This window comes from Novosphingobium capsulatum NBRC 12533, assembly GCF_001598375.1.
In the GTDB taxonomy this organism is placed as follows: domain Bacteria; phylum Pseudomonadota; class Alphaproteobacteria; order Sphingomonadales; family Sphingomonadaceae; genus Novosphingobium; species Novosphingobium capsulatum.
Map to the genome: position 1 here is coordinate 23,493 of NZ_BCYV01000012.1, position 14,854 is coordinate 38,346.

At 65.3% G+C, this 14,854-nt stretch carries 15 protein-coding genes; 10 read left to right on the forward strand and 5 right to left on the reverse strand.

Annotated features, from left to right (window positions below; translation table 11 throughout):
* Position 1: 1 nt before the first annotated feature.
* Genes SCA01S_RS11565 through SCA01S_RS11575 form a run of 3 tightly spaced genes read right to left on the reverse strand, consistent with a single transcriptional unit; the run spans position 2 to position 2,735 of the window.
* Entirely contained in the window at positions 2–751 is a 750-nt protein-coding gene (locus tag SCA01S_RS11565) for an SDR family NAD(P)-dependent oxidoreductase (protein WP_062785701.1), read from the reverse strand.
* Entirely contained in the window at positions 751–2,376 is a 1,626-nt protein-coding gene (locus SCA01S_RS11570) for an FAD-binding oxidoreductase (RefSeq protein WP_062785703.1), read from the reverse strand. The genes SCA01S_RS11565 and SCA01S_RS11570 overlap by 1 nt, the downstream gene beginning before the upstream one ends.
* On the reverse strand, positions 2,373–2,735 hold the full coding sequence (locus tag SCA01S_RS11575) for a c-type cytochrome (RefSeq protein WP_245652528.1): 363 nt from the start codon (positions 2,733–2,735) through the stop codon (positions 2,373–2,375). The genes SCA01S_RS11570 and SCA01S_RS11575 overlap by 4 nt, the downstream gene beginning before the upstream one ends.
* 197 nt (positions 2,736–2,932) lie before the next feature.
* Here SCA01S_RS11575 and SCA01S_RS11580 point away from each other — a divergent pair, with 197 nt between their 5' ends.
* The 8 genes from SCA01S_RS11580 to SCA01S_RS11615 all read left to right on the forward strand — a co-directional run bounded on the left by SCA01S_RS11580 (position 2,933) and on the right by SCA01S_RS11615 (position 10,212).
* The gene (locus SCA01S_RS11580) at positions 2,933–3,841 is read left to right on the forward strand and encodes a LysR family transcriptional regulator (RefSeq protein ID WP_062785705.1); all 909 of its coding nucleotides are present in this window, start codon (positions 2,933–2,935) and stop codon (positions 3,839–3,841) included.
* A gap of 100 nt (positions 3,842–3,941) precedes the next feature.
* Positions 3,942–5,057, forward strand: coding sequence for an FAD-dependent oxidoreductase (locus tag SCA01S_RS11585; protein WP_054130351.1), 1,116 nt, complete (start codon positions 3,942–3,944; stop codon positions 5,055–5,057).
* A gap of 34 nt (positions 5,058–5,091) precedes the next feature.
* Positions 5,092–5,994: a VOC family protein gene (locus tag SCA01S_RS11590; protein ID WP_022675207.1), complete on the forward strand. Its 903-nt coding sequence runs from the start codon at positions 5,092–5,094 to the stop codon at positions 5,992–5,994.
* Between the two features lie 5 nt (positions 5,995–5,999).
* Positions 6,000–7,157, forward strand: coding sequence for an alpha/beta hydrolase family protein (locus SCA01S_RS11595; protein ID WP_062785707.1), 1,158 nt, complete (start codon positions 6,000–6,002; stop codon positions 7,155–7,157).
* Between the two features lie 83 nt (positions 7,158–7,240).
* Positions 7,241–8,020, forward strand: a complete 780-nt coding sequence (locus SCA01S_RS11600; protein ID WP_054130353.1) for a cyclase family protein — start codon at positions 7,241–7,243, stop codon at positions 8,018–8,020.
* A gap of 5 nt (positions 8,021–8,025) precedes the next feature.
* Entirely contained in the window at positions 8,026–9,009 is a 984-nt protein-coding gene (locus SCA01S_RS11605) for a fumarylacetoacetate hydrolase family protein (protein ID WP_062785967.1), read from the forward strand.
* Between the two features lie 255 nt (positions 9,010–9,264).
* Positions 9,265–9,627 (forward strand): WYL domain-containing protein, encoded by a 363-nt coding sequence (locus SCA01S_RS11610; RefSeq protein ID WP_022675202.1) that lies wholly within the window; start codon positions 9,265–9,267, stop codon positions 9,625–9,627.
* A 216-nt stretch (positions 9,628–9,843) separates the two neighbouring features.
* The gene (locus tag SCA01S_RS11615) at positions 9,844–10,212 is read left to right on the forward strand and encodes a PRC-barrel domain-containing protein (RefSeq protein ID WP_062785709.1); all 369 of its coding nucleotides are present in this window, start codon (positions 9,844–9,846) and stop codon (positions 10,210–10,212) included.
* A gap of 65 nt (positions 10,213–10,277) precedes the next feature.
* On the opposite strand, the gene SCA01S_RS11620 is transcribed toward SCA01S_RS11615, so the two are convergent.
* Positions 10,278–11,030 (reverse strand): Crp/Fnr family transcriptional regulator, encoded by a 753-nt coding sequence (locus SCA01S_RS11620; RefSeq protein ID WP_157088952.1) that lies wholly within the window; start codon positions 11,028–11,030, stop codon positions 10,278–10,280.
* Between the two features lie 293 nt (positions 11,031–11,323).
* Here SCA01S_RS11620 and SCA01S_RS11625 point away from each other — a divergent pair, with 293 nt between their 5' ends.
* A complete protein-coding gene (locus tag SCA01S_RS11625) occupies positions 11,324–12,244 on the forward strand; it encodes an SDR family oxidoreductase (RefSeq protein WP_084390953.1) in 921 nt (306 codons plus the stop codon).
* A gap of 68 nt (positions 12,245–12,312) precedes the next feature.
* On the opposite strand, the gene SCA01S_RS11630 is transcribed toward SCA01S_RS11625, so the two are convergent.
* Positions 12,313–12,966: a Crp/Fnr family transcriptional regulator gene (locus SCA01S_RS11630; RefSeq protein WP_158271889.1), complete on the reverse strand. Its 654-nt coding sequence runs from the start codon at positions 12,964–12,966 to the stop codon at positions 12,313–12,315.
* 307 nt (positions 12,967–13,273) lie between these two features.
* Here SCA01S_RS11630 and SCA01S_RS22720 point away from each other — a divergent pair, with 307 nt between their 5' ends.
* On the forward strand, positions 13,274–14,764 hold the full coding sequence (locus SCA01S_RS22720) for a hemerythrin domain-containing protein (protein WP_062785715.1): 1,491 nt from the start codon (positions 13,274–13,276) through the stop codon (positions 14,762–14,764).
* The last annotated feature ends 90 nt before the right edge of the window (positions 14,765–14,854 follow it).

Genomic DNA, 14,854 nt, shown 5'->3' on the forward strand with positions numbered 1-14,854 from the left:
TTCAATGCGCCGTCTGCCCGCCATCGATCACGAACAGCGCGCCGTTGCAGAAGCTGGCGGCATCGGAACACAGGTGCAGCACGGTGCCGGCCACTTCCTCGGGCGCGCCGGCCCGGCCCGATACGTTGTGGGCAAAGAACGCCTGCCTGAAATCGTCGCTATCGAGCCAGGCCTGCGTCATCGGTGTGGCGATGAAACCGGGCGCGATGGCGTTGATGCGGATATGGCGCGCCGAATATTCCACCGCCGCCGCCTTGGTCAGGCCCACCACCGCGTGCTTGGCGGCAACATAGTGCGCCATGTTGGGATCGGCGACGAGCCCGGCGACCGAGGCGGTGTTGACGATCGCCCCACCGCCGATGCTGAGGAAATGGCGGATCTGCGCCTGCATGGCATAGAATACGCCCTTGATATCGACATCAAAGATCAGGTCGAGGTTTTCGGGCGGCACTTCATGGAAGGGCAGCGGCGGCGGCAGCACGCCGGCGTTGTTGAATGCCATGTCGAGCGAACCATAGGTATCGAGCGCCAAGGCCACGAGATCGGCATGGACACGCGCATCGCGCACGTCGGCCTTGCGGAAGGTGGCGCGGCCCCCAGCACCGACGATGGCTTGCGCGATCCGGGCCGCATCCTCGTTCCAGTCACCGATCACCACGGCGGCCCCTTCGCGGGCAAAGGCGGCGGCGGTGGCCGCGCCGATGCCAGTGGCGCCGCCGGTGATCACCACGGTCTTTCCGGTAAAACGCATCAGAAGATCCCCGATTTGCCAGGCGCGAGAATCCCGTTGGGATCGATCGCGTGCTTGAGTGTTGCGTTGAAGCGGCGGTTCACCTCGCCATATTGCTGCGCCACCAGGTCCATCGAATTGACCCCGGTGCGATAACTGGCCCAGCCCTGTGCGCCAAAGCGCACCACCAGTTCCTTGTAGCAGTCATCGGCGCGCTGGTGCTCGGCCGCATCGGCCTTGTCGAACAGCAGGGCGATGATGTGGTGCAGGTCGCGCCAGCCGATCGCGTAGGCGGCGGTATAGTCGAAGCCGTGGCGCGATACGATTTCGCGCGCCAGCGCCGTCTGCCGCTGTGCCTCCACCCCGCGCGCTGCGGCCACTGGCGCAAACCAGGCCAGACCCCCACCCGATCCGCGCCAGCGCAACAGGCCGATCTCGTCGAGGTTGAGTCCACCTTGCATCAGGGTCTGGTGGTGGTGAAACCAGGGGTTGTCGCCCATTTCGGCCGCCGTCAGCACTTCGCCGCCGCTGGCGGTGAGGCTGGCGCGGATGATCGGCTCTACCCCCGCGATCGTCTGGTCGGTGCCATAGAGCGCGAAATAGGTGTTCCACATGCCCAGGCCATTGGCCTTGGCCGCTTTCTTGACGCTGTCATCGTCGAGCGGGGCGCCATCAGGCACAATCTCGTTGCGCCGCTTGAACATGGCGAGCTGATAGCTTGCGCTCATCATCAGGTTGCAGTTGGCCACCAGGTTCGACACGCGCAGCGGGCGCATCGCCTCGATGATGCGGGGCACGTCGGCCATGTCGCCATGGCGCACCATGAACGGCTTGTAGACCGGCGGCCTGGGCATCAGCCACATGCCCATCTTGGTAACGATGCCAAAGTTGGATTGGGTGAACAGCCCGTCGAGATAGGGGCCATAGCCCCACTTGAACGCCTGCCAGGCCGTGCTGCCCTTGATGCTGCCCATGCCGGTGCGCATCACCTCGCCACTGGGCAGCACCACTTCCATGCCGCACTGGAACATGAAGTGTTCGCCATAGGGCGTGTACCCCACCCCGCGATCGAGCGTATTGCCCACCGGCGAGGCGATCGGGCCGACCGTGGGCACATCGATCCACAGCGGGATCTTGTTGTCGTCGAGATAGTCCTTGAGCTGCTGATAGGTGACGCCCGGCTCCAGCAGGCAGGTGCCAAGCTCGGCATCGACCTCCAGAATGCGGTTCATCCGCTTGAGATCGAGCACGACCTGCCCCGGCGTGGCCGGAGACGTCATGCCATAGCCCATGTTCTTGCCGGTCGAGACGGTCCACAGCGGCTGGCGATACTGGTTGGCGATGCGCACGATCGCCTGCACTTCTTCCAGCGATTGCGGGCAGACCGCACCCACCGGTTTGTAGCGGTGCGCCGGATCGGGGATGTAGGCCTTTTCGTAGGGGGCCACGGCGTCTTCATCGCCAAATACCCATTCCGCCCCGACGACACCGCGAAAGGCCTTCATCGCGCCGGTAAAGTCCGCCATGCTGCGTCCCGGGGCGAGCGGTGCCGGGCTGGCGGCGCTGGCCCCGGTGCCCAGGCCAATGCTGGCGGCACCGACCAGGCCGGCGCCCAGCAGGCCACGGCGATCGAGATCGAGGCTCATTGTCCGTGCTCCTCCTTGCGGGCCGGGCTTTGCGAAACCCATTGCGACAGGGCATCGAGTTCGGCGGGGGTAATTTCGGTAGGGCGGAACGCCGGCATCGCGTTTTGCCCGTGGCGCACGATATAGCGGACAGCCTCGGCCGGCAGGCCACGCCCCAGGATGATCGGGCCCACGTTGCGGCCATGGCAATAGCCGCAAACCTTGGCATAGACCTGTTCCGGGCTACGCTGGGGCAAGACTTTACCCAGTGCCTGGCGCACGGGTAGAGCCACAGCCGGAGCGCCTCCTTGCTGGGCAAGCGCGGGCGTCGCCGGCAGCGGCAGGGCAGCCGCCAGCATGATCAGCATGGACCTTGTCATCATCCCCTCTTGTCTGCCGGGCCGCGCGTTTGTGCCTGCGCGTGCCCTGCCCTTTAGGGTGTATCCCCCGCCCCGCCCGCGCGCCACGGCCAGCGGCAGCCAGCGTTTCACGCGGTGAAAACAGCGCGCACAGCGCAGACAGGGCGATCGATCCACGCTATGGATCGATCATCCCTCAAACTATCGACGAATGGCAGATGCGCTTCAAAGGTCTCGATCTCAACCTTCTGGCCGCATTCGACGTGCTGCTGGAAAGCCGCAGCGTTTCGGCCGCCGCACGGCAGATGAACCTGAGCCAGCCGGCGATGAGCGCGGCGCTGACCCGCCTGCGCGAATACTTTGCCGACGAGCTGCTGGTGGTTCAGGGCAAGCGCATGTACCCGACCGCCTTTGCCGAGGCGCTGGTGCCACAGGTGCGCGATACCCTGCGATCGGTCGAGGCGATGTTGGCTGCCTCCAACCGGTTTGATCCGGCGACCACGCAGCGCACGTTCCGCCTTGTGGCGTCGGACTATGTCGTGACCGCCGTGCTTGCCCCCCTGCTGCAGGCCTTGCCGCGCCTGGCGCCTGGCCTGCGCATCGAACTGGTGCTGCCCAGCGACGCTGCCCATACCGAACTGCGCGAGGGACGCGCCGACCTGCTGATCGCGCCGGAACAATTCATCCTGTCGGACCATCCCAGCGAATTGCTGTGCGAGGAACGCCACGTGGTGATCGGCTCCAGCCACAACGCCGCCTTTGCCGACGGCGGCCCCAGCCTGGAGGCATTTCTGACCGCCGGCCATGTCTCGGTGCGGATCGGCGCCTTGCGCGATCATGCCTTTGCCGATCGCCAGCTCAACCAGATGGGACTGGAACGCCGGATCGAGATCGAGGTGCCTTCGTTCAGCACGATCCCGTGGGTGTTGATGGACACGCAGCGCCTGGCGGTTATTCAGGAGCGGCTGGCCCGCCGCCTGATCGCGGCCTTTCCGCTGGCGATGGCGCCGCTGCCGTTCGCGTTTCAGCCGATGCGCGAAATGGTGCAATATCACCGCACGCGCAGCAGCGACGAGGGGCTGCGCTGGCTGATGGCCCGCCTGCGCGAAGTGGCCTATCGAAGTTGATCCATTCCATGGATGGATGATGATCAAAACAATCTAGTATCCAAATTCGTATTCACCCCTAGGATGCAGGTCATAACCAGCCCTTGGGGAGAGACCTGACGTGCAAGACTTGCCCGTGCTTGTGGTGGGCGCCGGAATCGGCGGCCTTTCCGCCGCCATCGCGCTGCGCCGCGCCGGCCACCGTGTCACCGTGATTGAAAAAGACCCGACCTGGTCGGTCTATGGCGTGGGCATCATCCAGCAGTCCAACGTGGTGCGCGCGATGGAACAGCTGGGCGTGCTCGATGCCTTCCTCGATGCCGCCTGCGGATTTGACGCGGTGGAAATCTATGTGCCCGATGGCACCCGCGTGGCGCGCGTGCCCACCCCGTCGCTGGTCGAAGGACGCCCGTCGAACGTGGGCATTGGCCGCCGCGCGCTGCAGAAGGTGCTGGGCGACAGCGCCCGCGAACTGGGCGCCGACATCCGCCTGGGCCTGACGGTCACCGCGCTGGACGAAGCCGATGATGGCGTGGACGTGACGCTGTCCGACGGCAGCACCGCGCGCTATGCCGTGGTGATCGGCGCCGACGGCGTCTATTCGCAGACCCGCCAGATGATCCTGCCCGATGCGGAAAAGCCGCAGTTCACGGGCCAGGCGGTGTGGCGCTACAACTTCCCCCGCCCGGCCGATCTCGATGCGCTGCACGTCTACAACGGCCGCATCGGCATTGGCCTGGTGCCGGTATCGCGCGACACGATCTACATGTACGTCACCACGCCCGAGCCGGACAACCCGCGCTATCCGCGCGAGGGGCTGGCCGCTGCGATGCGCGGCAAGCTGGTTGGCGCCGCGCCGCAGATCCAGGCCCTCGCCAGCCAGATCACCGATGATGACGGCGTGGTCTATCGCCCGCTGGAAGGCATGATGATCCATGGCCCCTGGCACAAGGGCCACGTGGTTCTGCTGGGCGATGCCGTCCACGCCACGACCCCGCACCTGGGCCAGGGTGCCGGCATGGCGATCGAGGATGCCCTGGTGCTGGCCGAGGAACTGACCGCGGCCGACAGCGTGGAAGAGGCGTTCAGCGCCTATCGCGCCCGGCGCTATGAACGCTGCCGCTATATCGTCGAAAGCTCGCTCGCCATCTGCATGGGCCAGTTGGGCAAGGGCCCGCCGATCGACAATCACAAGGCCACGGCCGAGATGTTTGCCATGGTCGCCCAACCGATCTGATCTTTTTTGCCTTCTTGCCAAGGATTGCCAAGCGATGAGCCGAGTGACCGAAATCCGCTATGTCGGATATGGCGTCGAAAACTATGACGCCGAACGCGCCTTTTACGCCGATGACTGGGGCCTGGACGAAGTGGCCGCCACCGATGACATGGTGTGGTTCAAGGCCCAGGGCCATGACGAACACCATGTCGTGCGCCTGCACAAGGCCGAGGTGAACCACGTCGAAGTGATCGCCTTTGCCGCCGACACCCCGGCCGATGTCGACGCGCTGCACGACAAGATCATCGCTGCCGGCTGCAAGGTGATCCATGCCCCTGCCACGATGGATGCGCCGGGTGGCGGCTATGGCTTCCGCTTCTTCTCGCCCGATGGCCTGCCGTTCGAGATTTCGGCCGATGTCGCCCGTGGCGACAAGCGCACGCTCGCGCATTGGGAAGGCGTGCCGGTCAAGATCAGCCACATCGTCATGCACTCGCCCGATCACCAGGCGATGGTCAAGTTCTTTACCGATGTGCTGGGCTTCAAGGTCTCTGACTGGCTGGGCGATTTCATGTGCTTCCTGCGCTGCAACGAAGCCCACCACCGCGTTGCCATCCTGCCTGGGCCGCCCTGCCTTAACCACGTGGCCTATGACATGCTCTCGGTGGACGACATGATGCGCGGCGCCAGCCGCCTCAAGAAGCGCGGCACCGATCTGCGCTGGGGCCCGGGCCGCCACACCGCCGGCAACAACACCTTCAGCTATTTCACCACGCCCGCCGGCTTTGCCGTGGAATACACCGCAGACCTGGACCAGGTCGATTTCGAAACGCACGAGGCCCAGGTCCATGTGCCGGCGCCCTCGATCATGGACCAGTGGGGCATTGGCGTGGGCGGCCCGCAGACCATGCCGCATCCGGCGCCCGATGCGCGCCTGTTCCAGCCGGCCGGGGTTTGATCGTCATGGCGCTGTTTGAATACTTTCCGAACTACATCTGGAACCTGTCGGTTGCCATCGCGATGGAATCGGGTGGCCGCATCGGCGAGATCGTCGACATGTGCCAGCCGATCAAGGACGCGGCGGCCAACGGTGCCGACGCCGGCACGCCGCAGTTCATGAAGGCCTGGGTCGCCATGGGCGACAAGCTGCTGGAACTGGCCGGCGAGGACGAGGCCAAGGGTCGCATGCTCTCGGCCTCGAACAAGCTGGAGCGCGCCTCGCTCTATCTGTTCACCGCCGAGCGCATGCAGGGCCATGGCGCGCCGGGGCGCAAGGAAACCTATGCCAAGGCACGCGCGGCGTTCGACAAATCGACCCAGCTGGGCAAGATCAACCGCGAGCGCGTGGAAATCCCGCTGAAAAACGGCACGATGCCGGCCCTGTTCACCCGCGCGCCGGGCGAAGGGGCAAAGCCGGTGGTGGTGTTCTGCAACGGTCTCGATAGCTGCAAGGAACTGCTCTACTGGACCAATCTGCCGACCGAACTGGCACGGCGCGGCATTTCCACGCTGTGCGTCGACCAGCCCGGCTCGGGCGAAACGCTGCGCCTGCAAGACCTGCCGGTCGATCCGCATTCGGAAAGCTGGGCTTCGCGGGCAGTGGACTGGCTGGAGCAGCAGCCCGAAGTCGATCCCAAGGCGATCGGCATGACCGGCATTTCGCTGGGCGGGCACTTTGCCCCGCGCGCGGTTGCCTATGAACCGCGCTTTGCCTCGGGCGCGGTGTGGGGTGCCAACCACAACTGGCGCGAAGTGCAGGACAAGCGCATGGCACGCGAGGGCGAAAACCCCGTGCCGCACTATTGGGCACACGTGCACTGGGCATTCGGCGCCAAGGACCAGGACGATTTCCTCGCCAAGTCCGAAGCGATGAACCTCAACGGCCACATCGATCGCATCACGGTGCCGTTCCTGGTCACCCACGGGGCCAACGATCGCCAGATCAGCGTGGCCTATGCCGATGATCTCTATGACCAGCTGGTCAATTCGCCGCGCCGCGAAAAGGTGATCTTCACCCCGCGCGAAGGTGGCGTGGAGCATGTCGGGGCCGACAACATGTCGTATGGCCGCGATCTGCTGGCCGATTGGTTTGCCGAAACCCTGGGCGGCCATACCGCCTGATACACTACGCCTGACAAGACCAGGATGCCGGCGGCGCATGCACCAGCATGCTCCGCCGGCATCGCAAAGAGAGGATCCCCCCGATGGCCCGCCGCTTCATCGACCTGTCGATCACCCTGTGCAACGACGTGGTCAGCGACCCACCGTTCATGCGCCCCGAGATCACCTATCAGACCCACCCCGACACCGTGGGCGAACTCGGCCATTTCTTTCCCGGCGTGACACAGGAAGACACCATCGATGGCGCCGGCTTTGCCGCGGCGGAGTGGGTCAAGCTCACCACGCACAACGGCACGCATCTCGATGCGCCCTGGCATTTCCACCCCACCATGGACGGCGGCAAGCGCGCCATCACCATCGATGAAGTGCCGCTCGAATGGTGCTTCCAGCCCGGGGTGAAGCTGGACTTCCGGCACTTTCCCGACGGCTATGTGGTCACCGCGCAAGACGTGGAAGACGAACTGGCCCGCATCGGCCACGATCTACAGCCGCTCGACATCGTGCTGGTCAACACGGCCGCCGGTGGCGCCTTGGGGCGCCCGGATTTCGTCAACGTGGGCTGCGGCATGGGCTATGAGGCGACGATGTACCTGACCACGCGCGGCGTGAAGGTGACCGGCACCGACGCCTGGAGCTGGGACGCGCCGTTCAGCTATACGGCGGAAAAGGTCAAGGAAACCGGCGATACCTCGCTGATCTGGGAAGGCCACAAGGCGGGCCGCGACATCGGCTATTGCCACCTGGAAAAGCTGCACAACCTGGAAAGCCTGCCGCCGCACGGGTTCATTGTCAGCTGTTTCCCGCACAAGATCCAGGGCGCATCGGCCGGATGGACCCGCGCCGTCGCGATCATCGAGGAGTGACCGCGATGCGCCTGGCAACCTTGCGCAATGGCACGCCCGATGGGCAGCTGGTGGTCGTATGCGCCGCTGCCGCCCGCTATCTGCCTGCCGGCCCTGCCCTGCCCAACCTGCTGACCGCGATCGAGAACTGGGGCAGCGCGGAAGCCACGCTGGCCGCGCTTTCCAGCGAGCTGGCCGATGGTGCCGGCCTGCCGCTCGATCCCGCGCAACTCGCCGCGCCGCTGCCGCGCAGCTGGCAATGGCTCGATGGTTCGGCCTTTGGCACGCATGGTGACCTGATGCAGGTGGCCTTCAACATGCCGCCGATCGAAACCGATCTGCCGCTGATGTACCAGGGCCTATCCGACCGTTTCTATGGCCCGACCGACCCGGTGCCCTTTGCCGATCCTGCCCAAGGCATCGATTTCGAGGGCGAATTTGGCGTGATCGTCGATGCGGTGCCGATGGGCACCAGCGCACGCGATGCCGCAGCCCACATCAAGCTGGTGGTGCAGATCAACGACTGGTCGTTGCGCACGCTGGCCCCGATCGAGATGAAGACCGGGTTTGGCTGGGTCCAGGCCAAGCCGGCGTGCAGCATGGCGCCCTTTGCCGTGCCGCCGGCCGCGCTGGGTCAAGGCTGGCACGACAATCGCGTCGCGCTGGACCTTGTGGTGGATTGGAACGGTGCGCCGTTCGGCCACGCCAACGGCCGCGCCATGGATTTCAGCTTTGCCGAACTGGTGGCCCATGCCGCCCGGACGCGCGACCTGGTCGCCGGCACGGTGATCGGATCGGGCACGGTATCGAACCCGGAATATGCCACGGTGGGATCGAGCTGCATTTCCGAACGCCGCGCGATCGAGATCATCGCCGCTGGCAAGCCAGCCACCGCCTTCATGGCGATCGGGGATCGCGTGCGGATGGAAGCGCGCGCCGCCGATGGCAGCACCCCGTTTGGCGCGATTGACCAGCAGGTGGTGCAAGCCTCCCTCACCGCCGCAAGCTGAGCGATATCTGAAAAGTTGGCGGGGCGAAGTGCGGCGCCCCGCCAAAAGTTCAGGGAGATCAGGACGGCAGCCAGCCATCCGCAAGCGGGCAGAGGGTCATGCCCGTTGCCCGATCGGTTTATTGATAATGGATATCAATTGCAAGAGCAAAATATGCGCGTTGCCCTGCGCCTGTTTCGATTTGGAATTTGTGGCGCGCCCTGCGCAACCGTTCACACGATTGCCCTGAACCCGCGATTATCCTAGTGTGTTGCGATGCAGCAGAATCAGAATTCCTCGGGAACCCCCGAAACGGCGGATAGCGCGCCCGATATCGAGCAGTCGGTGCACATGCTGGGCTTTGCCATCGCCAACAAGCTGTGCGTGCGCGCGGTCTATAATCGCGGCAACGTGACACTGGCACCGCATGCCCTGTTCGAACGTCACGGCGCGCCTCACATCGATGCCGTCGTGCATGACCGCGATGGCGTGGCCCCGGCCGAAGAAAAGCTCGGCACGTTCCGCCTCTCGGGCCTGCGCGATGTGATCCTCACGTCCGAGCCGGCCAAGGTCTTTGCCGGGTTCGATCCGGCCGACGAACGCTATGGCGAAAAGCTGCTGGCCGCCATCGCGGTCTGAGCACGCCTTCCCCCCTTTTCAACCATAATGGGCGGGCATCCTTGGTGATGGCCGCCCTTTCTTTTTGCGCGCCTTCCGCGCCGCCTGACGCTGCATCCTTGCATGGATCAGTATGCCGCTCTGCCCGGCGCAAGGTGGGCACGGCCTGTCCTTGGCACCGGCCCCATCGTATCGGCCGGGCAGTTGATGACGCAAACCTCTACGCAGGAGAGCGCCATGTCTGACAGCATTGCCACCGATGAAACCACCCGCCTGATCGCCTCAAACAAGGTGGACGGCACGGCCGTCTATAACCCCGATGGCGAGCGTCTCGGCTCAATCCACAACTTCATGGTCAACAAGCGCACCGGCACCGTCGAGTATGCCGTGCTGCAATTCGGCGGCATTCTTGGCTTTGGCAGCGATTATTACCCGCTGCCCTGGAACACGCTGAACTATGATAGCGGCCAGGGCGGCTATGTCGTCAACCTGAGCCGCGAAACCCTGGAATCCGCCCCGCACTACCAGGCCACCGAAGAACCGGTCCATGACATTGACTATGGCCGCCGGGTCCATTCGCACTACGGCGTGTCCTACCCCTACTGATCGCGTCATACCGCCCAGGTTCGCGCGGGAAGGCCGGCCCTGCCCTTTGGCAAGGCCGGCCTTTTTCATGGGCTCGGCGCGGCGCTGTGGTGGCCCTGCGGCTCAAGATAGGCAGGGTCGAACAGCGCATGCTGTGCCAAGGCCCGCAATTGCAGGATGCGCAGCACGCGGTTTTCCAGATCGATCAGGCCTTGCCGCCGCATGTCGCGCAACACGCGATTGACGTGCACCGGGGTCAACCCGGTCGCCTCGGCCAGTTCCACCTGCGTGACCGGAAAGGCAAAACCGTTGCCCTGGGCCAAACCGATGGCATGCAGGCGGTGATGCAATTCGCAGAACAGGTGGCCGATCCGCTCAAACGCGGCGCGCTGCCCCACGTTGACCAGCCACCGCCGCAAAACCGCCTCTGCCACGCGGTTTTGCAAGGCCAGCGCCGTGGCAATGGCGGGGTGGGCCTTGGCCACCGCCTCCAACGCGCTGGTCGGGATTGGTGCGATGATCGCCGGGGTCAGTGCCAGGATCGAAAAGTCCATGCGCGCCTCACCCAGCGGTTGCCACAGGATATCGCCGGGCAGATGGAACGCGGTGATCTGGCGGCGGCCATCGGGCAGCATCACCTGGTGGCACGCCCACCCTTCCAGCAGCACGTGCACGTGGCCGGGCCGATCGCCCTCGCGCAGGAACTCGCGGCGCGCCGCAACGCGCCGACGCGGGACGGCGCAGAGCCGTTCCACCGCGCGCACGTCGTTCTCGTCCAGCGGAAAGCAGCATGACAGGCGCCGGGCCAGGGCATTGAGCGGCATCAAAGGTAGGCTCAAGGCAGATCAAAGGCGGTGATGCGCGTTCCGGCAGCAGTCACGGCGGCAGTCACGAGAGACATGGCGCAAGCGTAGCAGGGGTACACGCCAGAACGGGCATCGCAGTGGCGCGGCAACATCACATCCTCAAACCTGGGGCGCGCCTTCCGCGCCGTCGGCAGCCTTATGAAATGACTGTCACATGCCCTTCTTCACATATGTAAAGCCTTGCCACCTTTTCTTGTTTTCGGGGTTTTGAAGGCATCCCGCGTGCGCCTCGCGTTCGCCTTATCCCCCTGCAAGGACCATCTTTCATGACCACGTCGCACCCCGCCAGCCTGGGCAAGCTGGGCGAGACCCCACCCGAACACGAAGCCAAGGCCGCCGACGCCCAGGCCGGCACCGCCGCCGCGCCCGATCGCCAGGGGCAGGAGCAGGCGCTGAACCGCGAACCGAAATGGCAGCCGGTCTATCCCGGCTCCGGACGCCTGGCTGGCAAGGTGGCGATCGTTACCGGTGGCGACAGCGGCATTGGCCGCGCGGTGGCCGCGCTGTTTGCCCGTGAGGGGGCCAACGTAGCGATCGTCTATCGCCAGGACAGCAAGGACGCGCAGGACACCGCCGCCATCGTCGCCCAGGAAGGCGCAAGGGCGATCACCCTGCAAGGAGACGTGGGCGATCCCGCATTCTGCCAGCAGGCGGTGGACGCGGTCATCGATCGCTTTGGCCGGCTGGACGTGCTGGTCAACAATGCCGGTGAGCAGCACCCGGCAAAGGACATTCGCGATATTACCCCGGAACAGCTCGATGCCACGTTCCGCACCAATATCTTTGGCATGTTCCACATGGTCCAGGCCGCTGTGGGCCACCTTGGGGCCGGCAGCGCGATCATCAATTGCACCAGCGTGACGATGTACAAGGGCGCGCCGCAACTGCTGGACTATAGCGCGACCAAGGGAGCGATCACGGCGTTTACCCGCTCGCTCAGCCAGAACCTGGTGGACAAGGGCATTCGCGTGAATGCCGTGGCACCCGGCCCGATCTGGACCCCGCTCAACCCGCAGGGCGGCGCCGATCCGGACAAGGTGCGCCACTTTGGCGAGGATACGCCGATGGGCCGGCCGGGCGAACCCAACGAAGTGGCGCCGGCGTTCCTGTTCCTGGCCTGTGCCGATGGCAGCTATATGAGCGGGCAGGTGCTTCACCCCAACGGCGGCACCGTGGTCAACGGCTGACCAGCCAGCGTGGCGATGTGCGTGGCCTGGCTGGAACGGCGCCCCCGTGCCAGCCAGGCCGTCCGGCCTCAGGCCGCGCGGGGCACGCGCGGTTCGGGGTCGAGCGGCACTTCGCCCAGCCGCTTGAGCGCAGCCAGATCGCGCACCTGCATCCACCGCCCCTTGAGATCGACCAACCCCTCGCCGCGCAGGGTCTGCAACACGCGGTTTACGTGGACCGGGGAAATACCGACGATATCGGCAAAGTCATACTGGGTCAGCGGCATGGCGCAGCGATCCTGCACCACGCGGTTGCGTGCGGCCAGCCTGCTGTGCAGCTCGCACAGCAGGTTGCACAGCCGCTCGGTCGCGGTCATCCGGCCCAGGTTGAAAATCCACTTTTCGCGGTTGCGCAGCAAGGCCAGCATCGCGTCGAGCACGCGGATCATGCTGTCTTCCTCGTGCGGCGCGCGGGCCTGGATGCGGCTGTGCGGCAGCATGCGCGCACGCACCCGCGTCAACGCCACGATCGGCAAGGTGGCGCGGCCTTGCAACAGCCATTGCGGCTCGCAATAGTCGCCGGGAAGAAACAGCGTGATGATCTGGCGCCGGCCATCGGGCAACAGGCGGTATTGCGCCGCCCAGCCTTCCTCGATGCGCAGCACGTAATCCTTGCGTTCGTCCGCGCGGGCCAGAAATTCGTGGCGACGGTATGTGCACACCTGGCTTGGCGCGCGGGTCATATCCTGCGTCATATCCTTTCCCCTGATTTGCGGCGTGATGCCTTTGGCGAATCAGCGGAAAATCTAGGTTCCATCCATTCCGGACAATTCACATAAGTTTGCTTTGGCCGTTCCCATCGACCAGCCGTGGCACCGGGCAGACCAACCGCATCTTGCCCCAAGAGACAGATTGCAAATTGCACACATGGGATAGCCGCGCGGACATTGTGCCCCGCTCGCACGCTTCTCCTTCCGCAACGGGCGCCAGCCGCCCTGCCGGGCTTGCCCTTCGGCACTGCCCCAACCCAACGCGAAGGAGATCGGCCCGATGGCCAGCAACAGCACCCCTTCCCCTGCAACGCAGCCGGCGCAGACCGGGCAGGCCACCCCTGGCCAGGCTGCCGCATCATCGTCCGAAGCAGACAAGACCCAAGCTGCCCAGACCGATACGGCAAAGGCGGGGGGCAAGGCGGCAAGCGGACGACGCGGACCGCGCGCCGCATCGCAAGGCAGCGCCGCGACCACCAGCAAGACCGCCAATGCCGACAAGAGCGCCCACAAGAGCGCCGACAAGGGCTCCAATTCGAGCAGGGCCGATGGCGAGGCGATCCGCATGCTCCAGAAAGACCATCGCCAGGTCGAAAAGCTGTTCAAGGAGTTCGAGAGCGCCAGCGGCAGCCGCAAGGACGCGATCGTTACCGAGGTGTGCCAGGCGCTTACCCTGCACACCATGCTGGAAGAGGAGGTCTTCTATCCCGCTTGCCGCGCCGCAGCCGATGAAGACGACGATCTCGACGAAGCACAGGTGGAACACGACAGCGCCAAGGTGCTGATCGCCGACCTGGCACGCAGCGCCCGCGGCGATCCGTTCCGCGACGCCAAGTTCACGGTGCTGGCTGAGCAGATCCGGCACCATGTCAAGGAAGAGGAAGGCGACGACGGCATTTTCGCCCAGGCGCGCGAATCCGGCATCGATACTCCCGAACTTGCAGCGCAGCTGAAAGAACTGCGCAGCGAACTGGAGGCCGAGGATCGGCTTCCGCCCCAGGCACCGGTTTCATTCGGCGCCTTTCCCAGGGCAAATGCCCACAATACCCAGGAGAGAACCATGGCAAGTTATCAAGGACGCGACAACGGCGATTATGGTCGAAGTGGCCGAGACGAGCGTGGCCGGTTTGCCGGTCAGGGCGGCCGCCGCAGCGAAGAAGATGACCGTCGCGGCGGACGCGGCAGCCAGGATCGCCCGCGCGACGACGAAGGCCGCTTTATGAGCGATGATCGCGGCCGGTCGAGCCGGGGGCGTGACGATGACGATCGCGACTATCGCAGCCGGGGCGCCAGCAGCCGGGGCCGCGATGACCGCGACGATGATCGGGGCAATGATCGCGGCGGGCGCGGACACGGCGGCTGGTTCGGCGACTCCCAGGGCCATTCGGAGGCCTCGCGCCGAGGCTGGGAACGGTCTGACCATGACGGCAGCGGCTGGTATGGCGATTCCCGTGGCCATTCCGAAGCCTCGCGCCGTGGCTGGGAAAATTCCGACCACGAAGGCAGCGGCTGGTATGGCGATCCGCGTGGTCATTCCGAAGCGTCGCGCAAGGGCTGGGACGATCGCGGCAGCGCGTCGCGCAGCGGCCGCCACGACGATGACGACGGGCGCCGCAGCAGCCGGGGCCGCGACGACCATGACGACGATCGGGGCCGCTCGCGCCGCATGAGCCATGATGATGATGACCGCGATCGCGGCCACGGCGGCTGGTTCGGCGATTCCCGCGGCCATTCGGAAGCATCGCGCAGGGGGTGGGAAGGCCGCCACTGATGCCACTTGCTTCCAGACGGACCGGCCCCTTCACGGGGCCGGTCTTGTGCCTGTCAATCAAGCGCCGCGGCTTTCCTGACAAGGCGCGCC

What these genes read in the sequence shown, in the direction of transcription:
- SCA01S_RS22720 (WP_062785715.1), top strand. Translation starts at nt 13,274, where the DNA reads ATGGCCAGCAACAGCACCCCTTCCCCTGCAACGCAGCCGGCGCAGACC.
- SCA01S_RS11630 (WP_158271889.1), bottom strand. Translation starts at nt 12,966, where the DNA reads ATGACCCGCGCGCCAAGCCAGGTGTGCACATACCGTCGCCACGAATTT.
- SCA01S_RS11575 (WP_245652528.1), bottom strand. Translation starts at nt 2,735, where the DNA reads ATGACAAGGTCCATGCTGATCATGCTGGCGGCTGCCCTGCCGCTGCCG.
- SCA01S_RS11595 (WP_062785707.1), top strand. Translation starts at nt 6,000, where the DNA reads ATGGCGCTGTTTGAATACTTTCCGAACTACATCTGGAACCTGTCGGTT.
- SCA01S_RS11590 (WP_022675207.1), top strand. Translation starts at nt 5,092, where the DNA reads ATGAGCCGAGTGACCGAAATCCGCTATGTCGGATATGGCGTCGAAAAC.
- SCA01S_RS11625 (WP_084390953.1), top strand. Translation starts at nt 11,324, where the DNA reads ATGACCACGTCGCACCCCGCCAGCCTGGGCAAGCTGGGCGAGACCCCA.
- SCA01S_RS11565 (WP_062785701.1), bottom strand. Translation starts at nt 751, where the DNA reads ATGCGTTTTACCGGAAAGACCGTGGTGATCACCGGCGGCGCCACTGGC.
- SCA01S_RS11600 (WP_054130353.1), top strand. Translation starts at nt 7,241, where the DNA reads ATGGCCCGCCGCTTCATCGACCTGTCGATCACCCTGTGCAACGACGTG.
- SCA01S_RS11605 (WP_062785967.1), top strand. Translation starts at nt 8,026, where the DNA reads ATGCGCCTGGCAACCTTGCGCAATGGCACGCCCGATGGGCAGCTGGTG.
- SCA01S_RS11615 (WP_062785709.1), top strand. Translation starts at nt 9,844, where the DNA reads ATGTCTGACAGCATTGCCACCGATGAAACCACCCGCCTGATCGCCTCA.
- SCA01S_RS11570 (WP_062785703.1), bottom strand. Translation starts at nt 2,376, where the DNA reads ATGAGCCTCGATCTCGATCGCCGTGGCCTGCTGGGCGCCGGCCTGGTC.
- SCA01S_RS11580 (WP_062785705.1), top strand. Translation starts at nt 2,933, where the DNA reads ATGCGCTTCAAAGGTCTCGATCTCAACCTTCTGGCCGCATTCGACGTG.
- SCA01S_RS11610 (WP_022675202.1), top strand. Translation starts at nt 9,265, where the DNA reads ATGCAGCAGAATCAGAATTCCTCGGGAACCCCCGAAACGGCGGATAGC.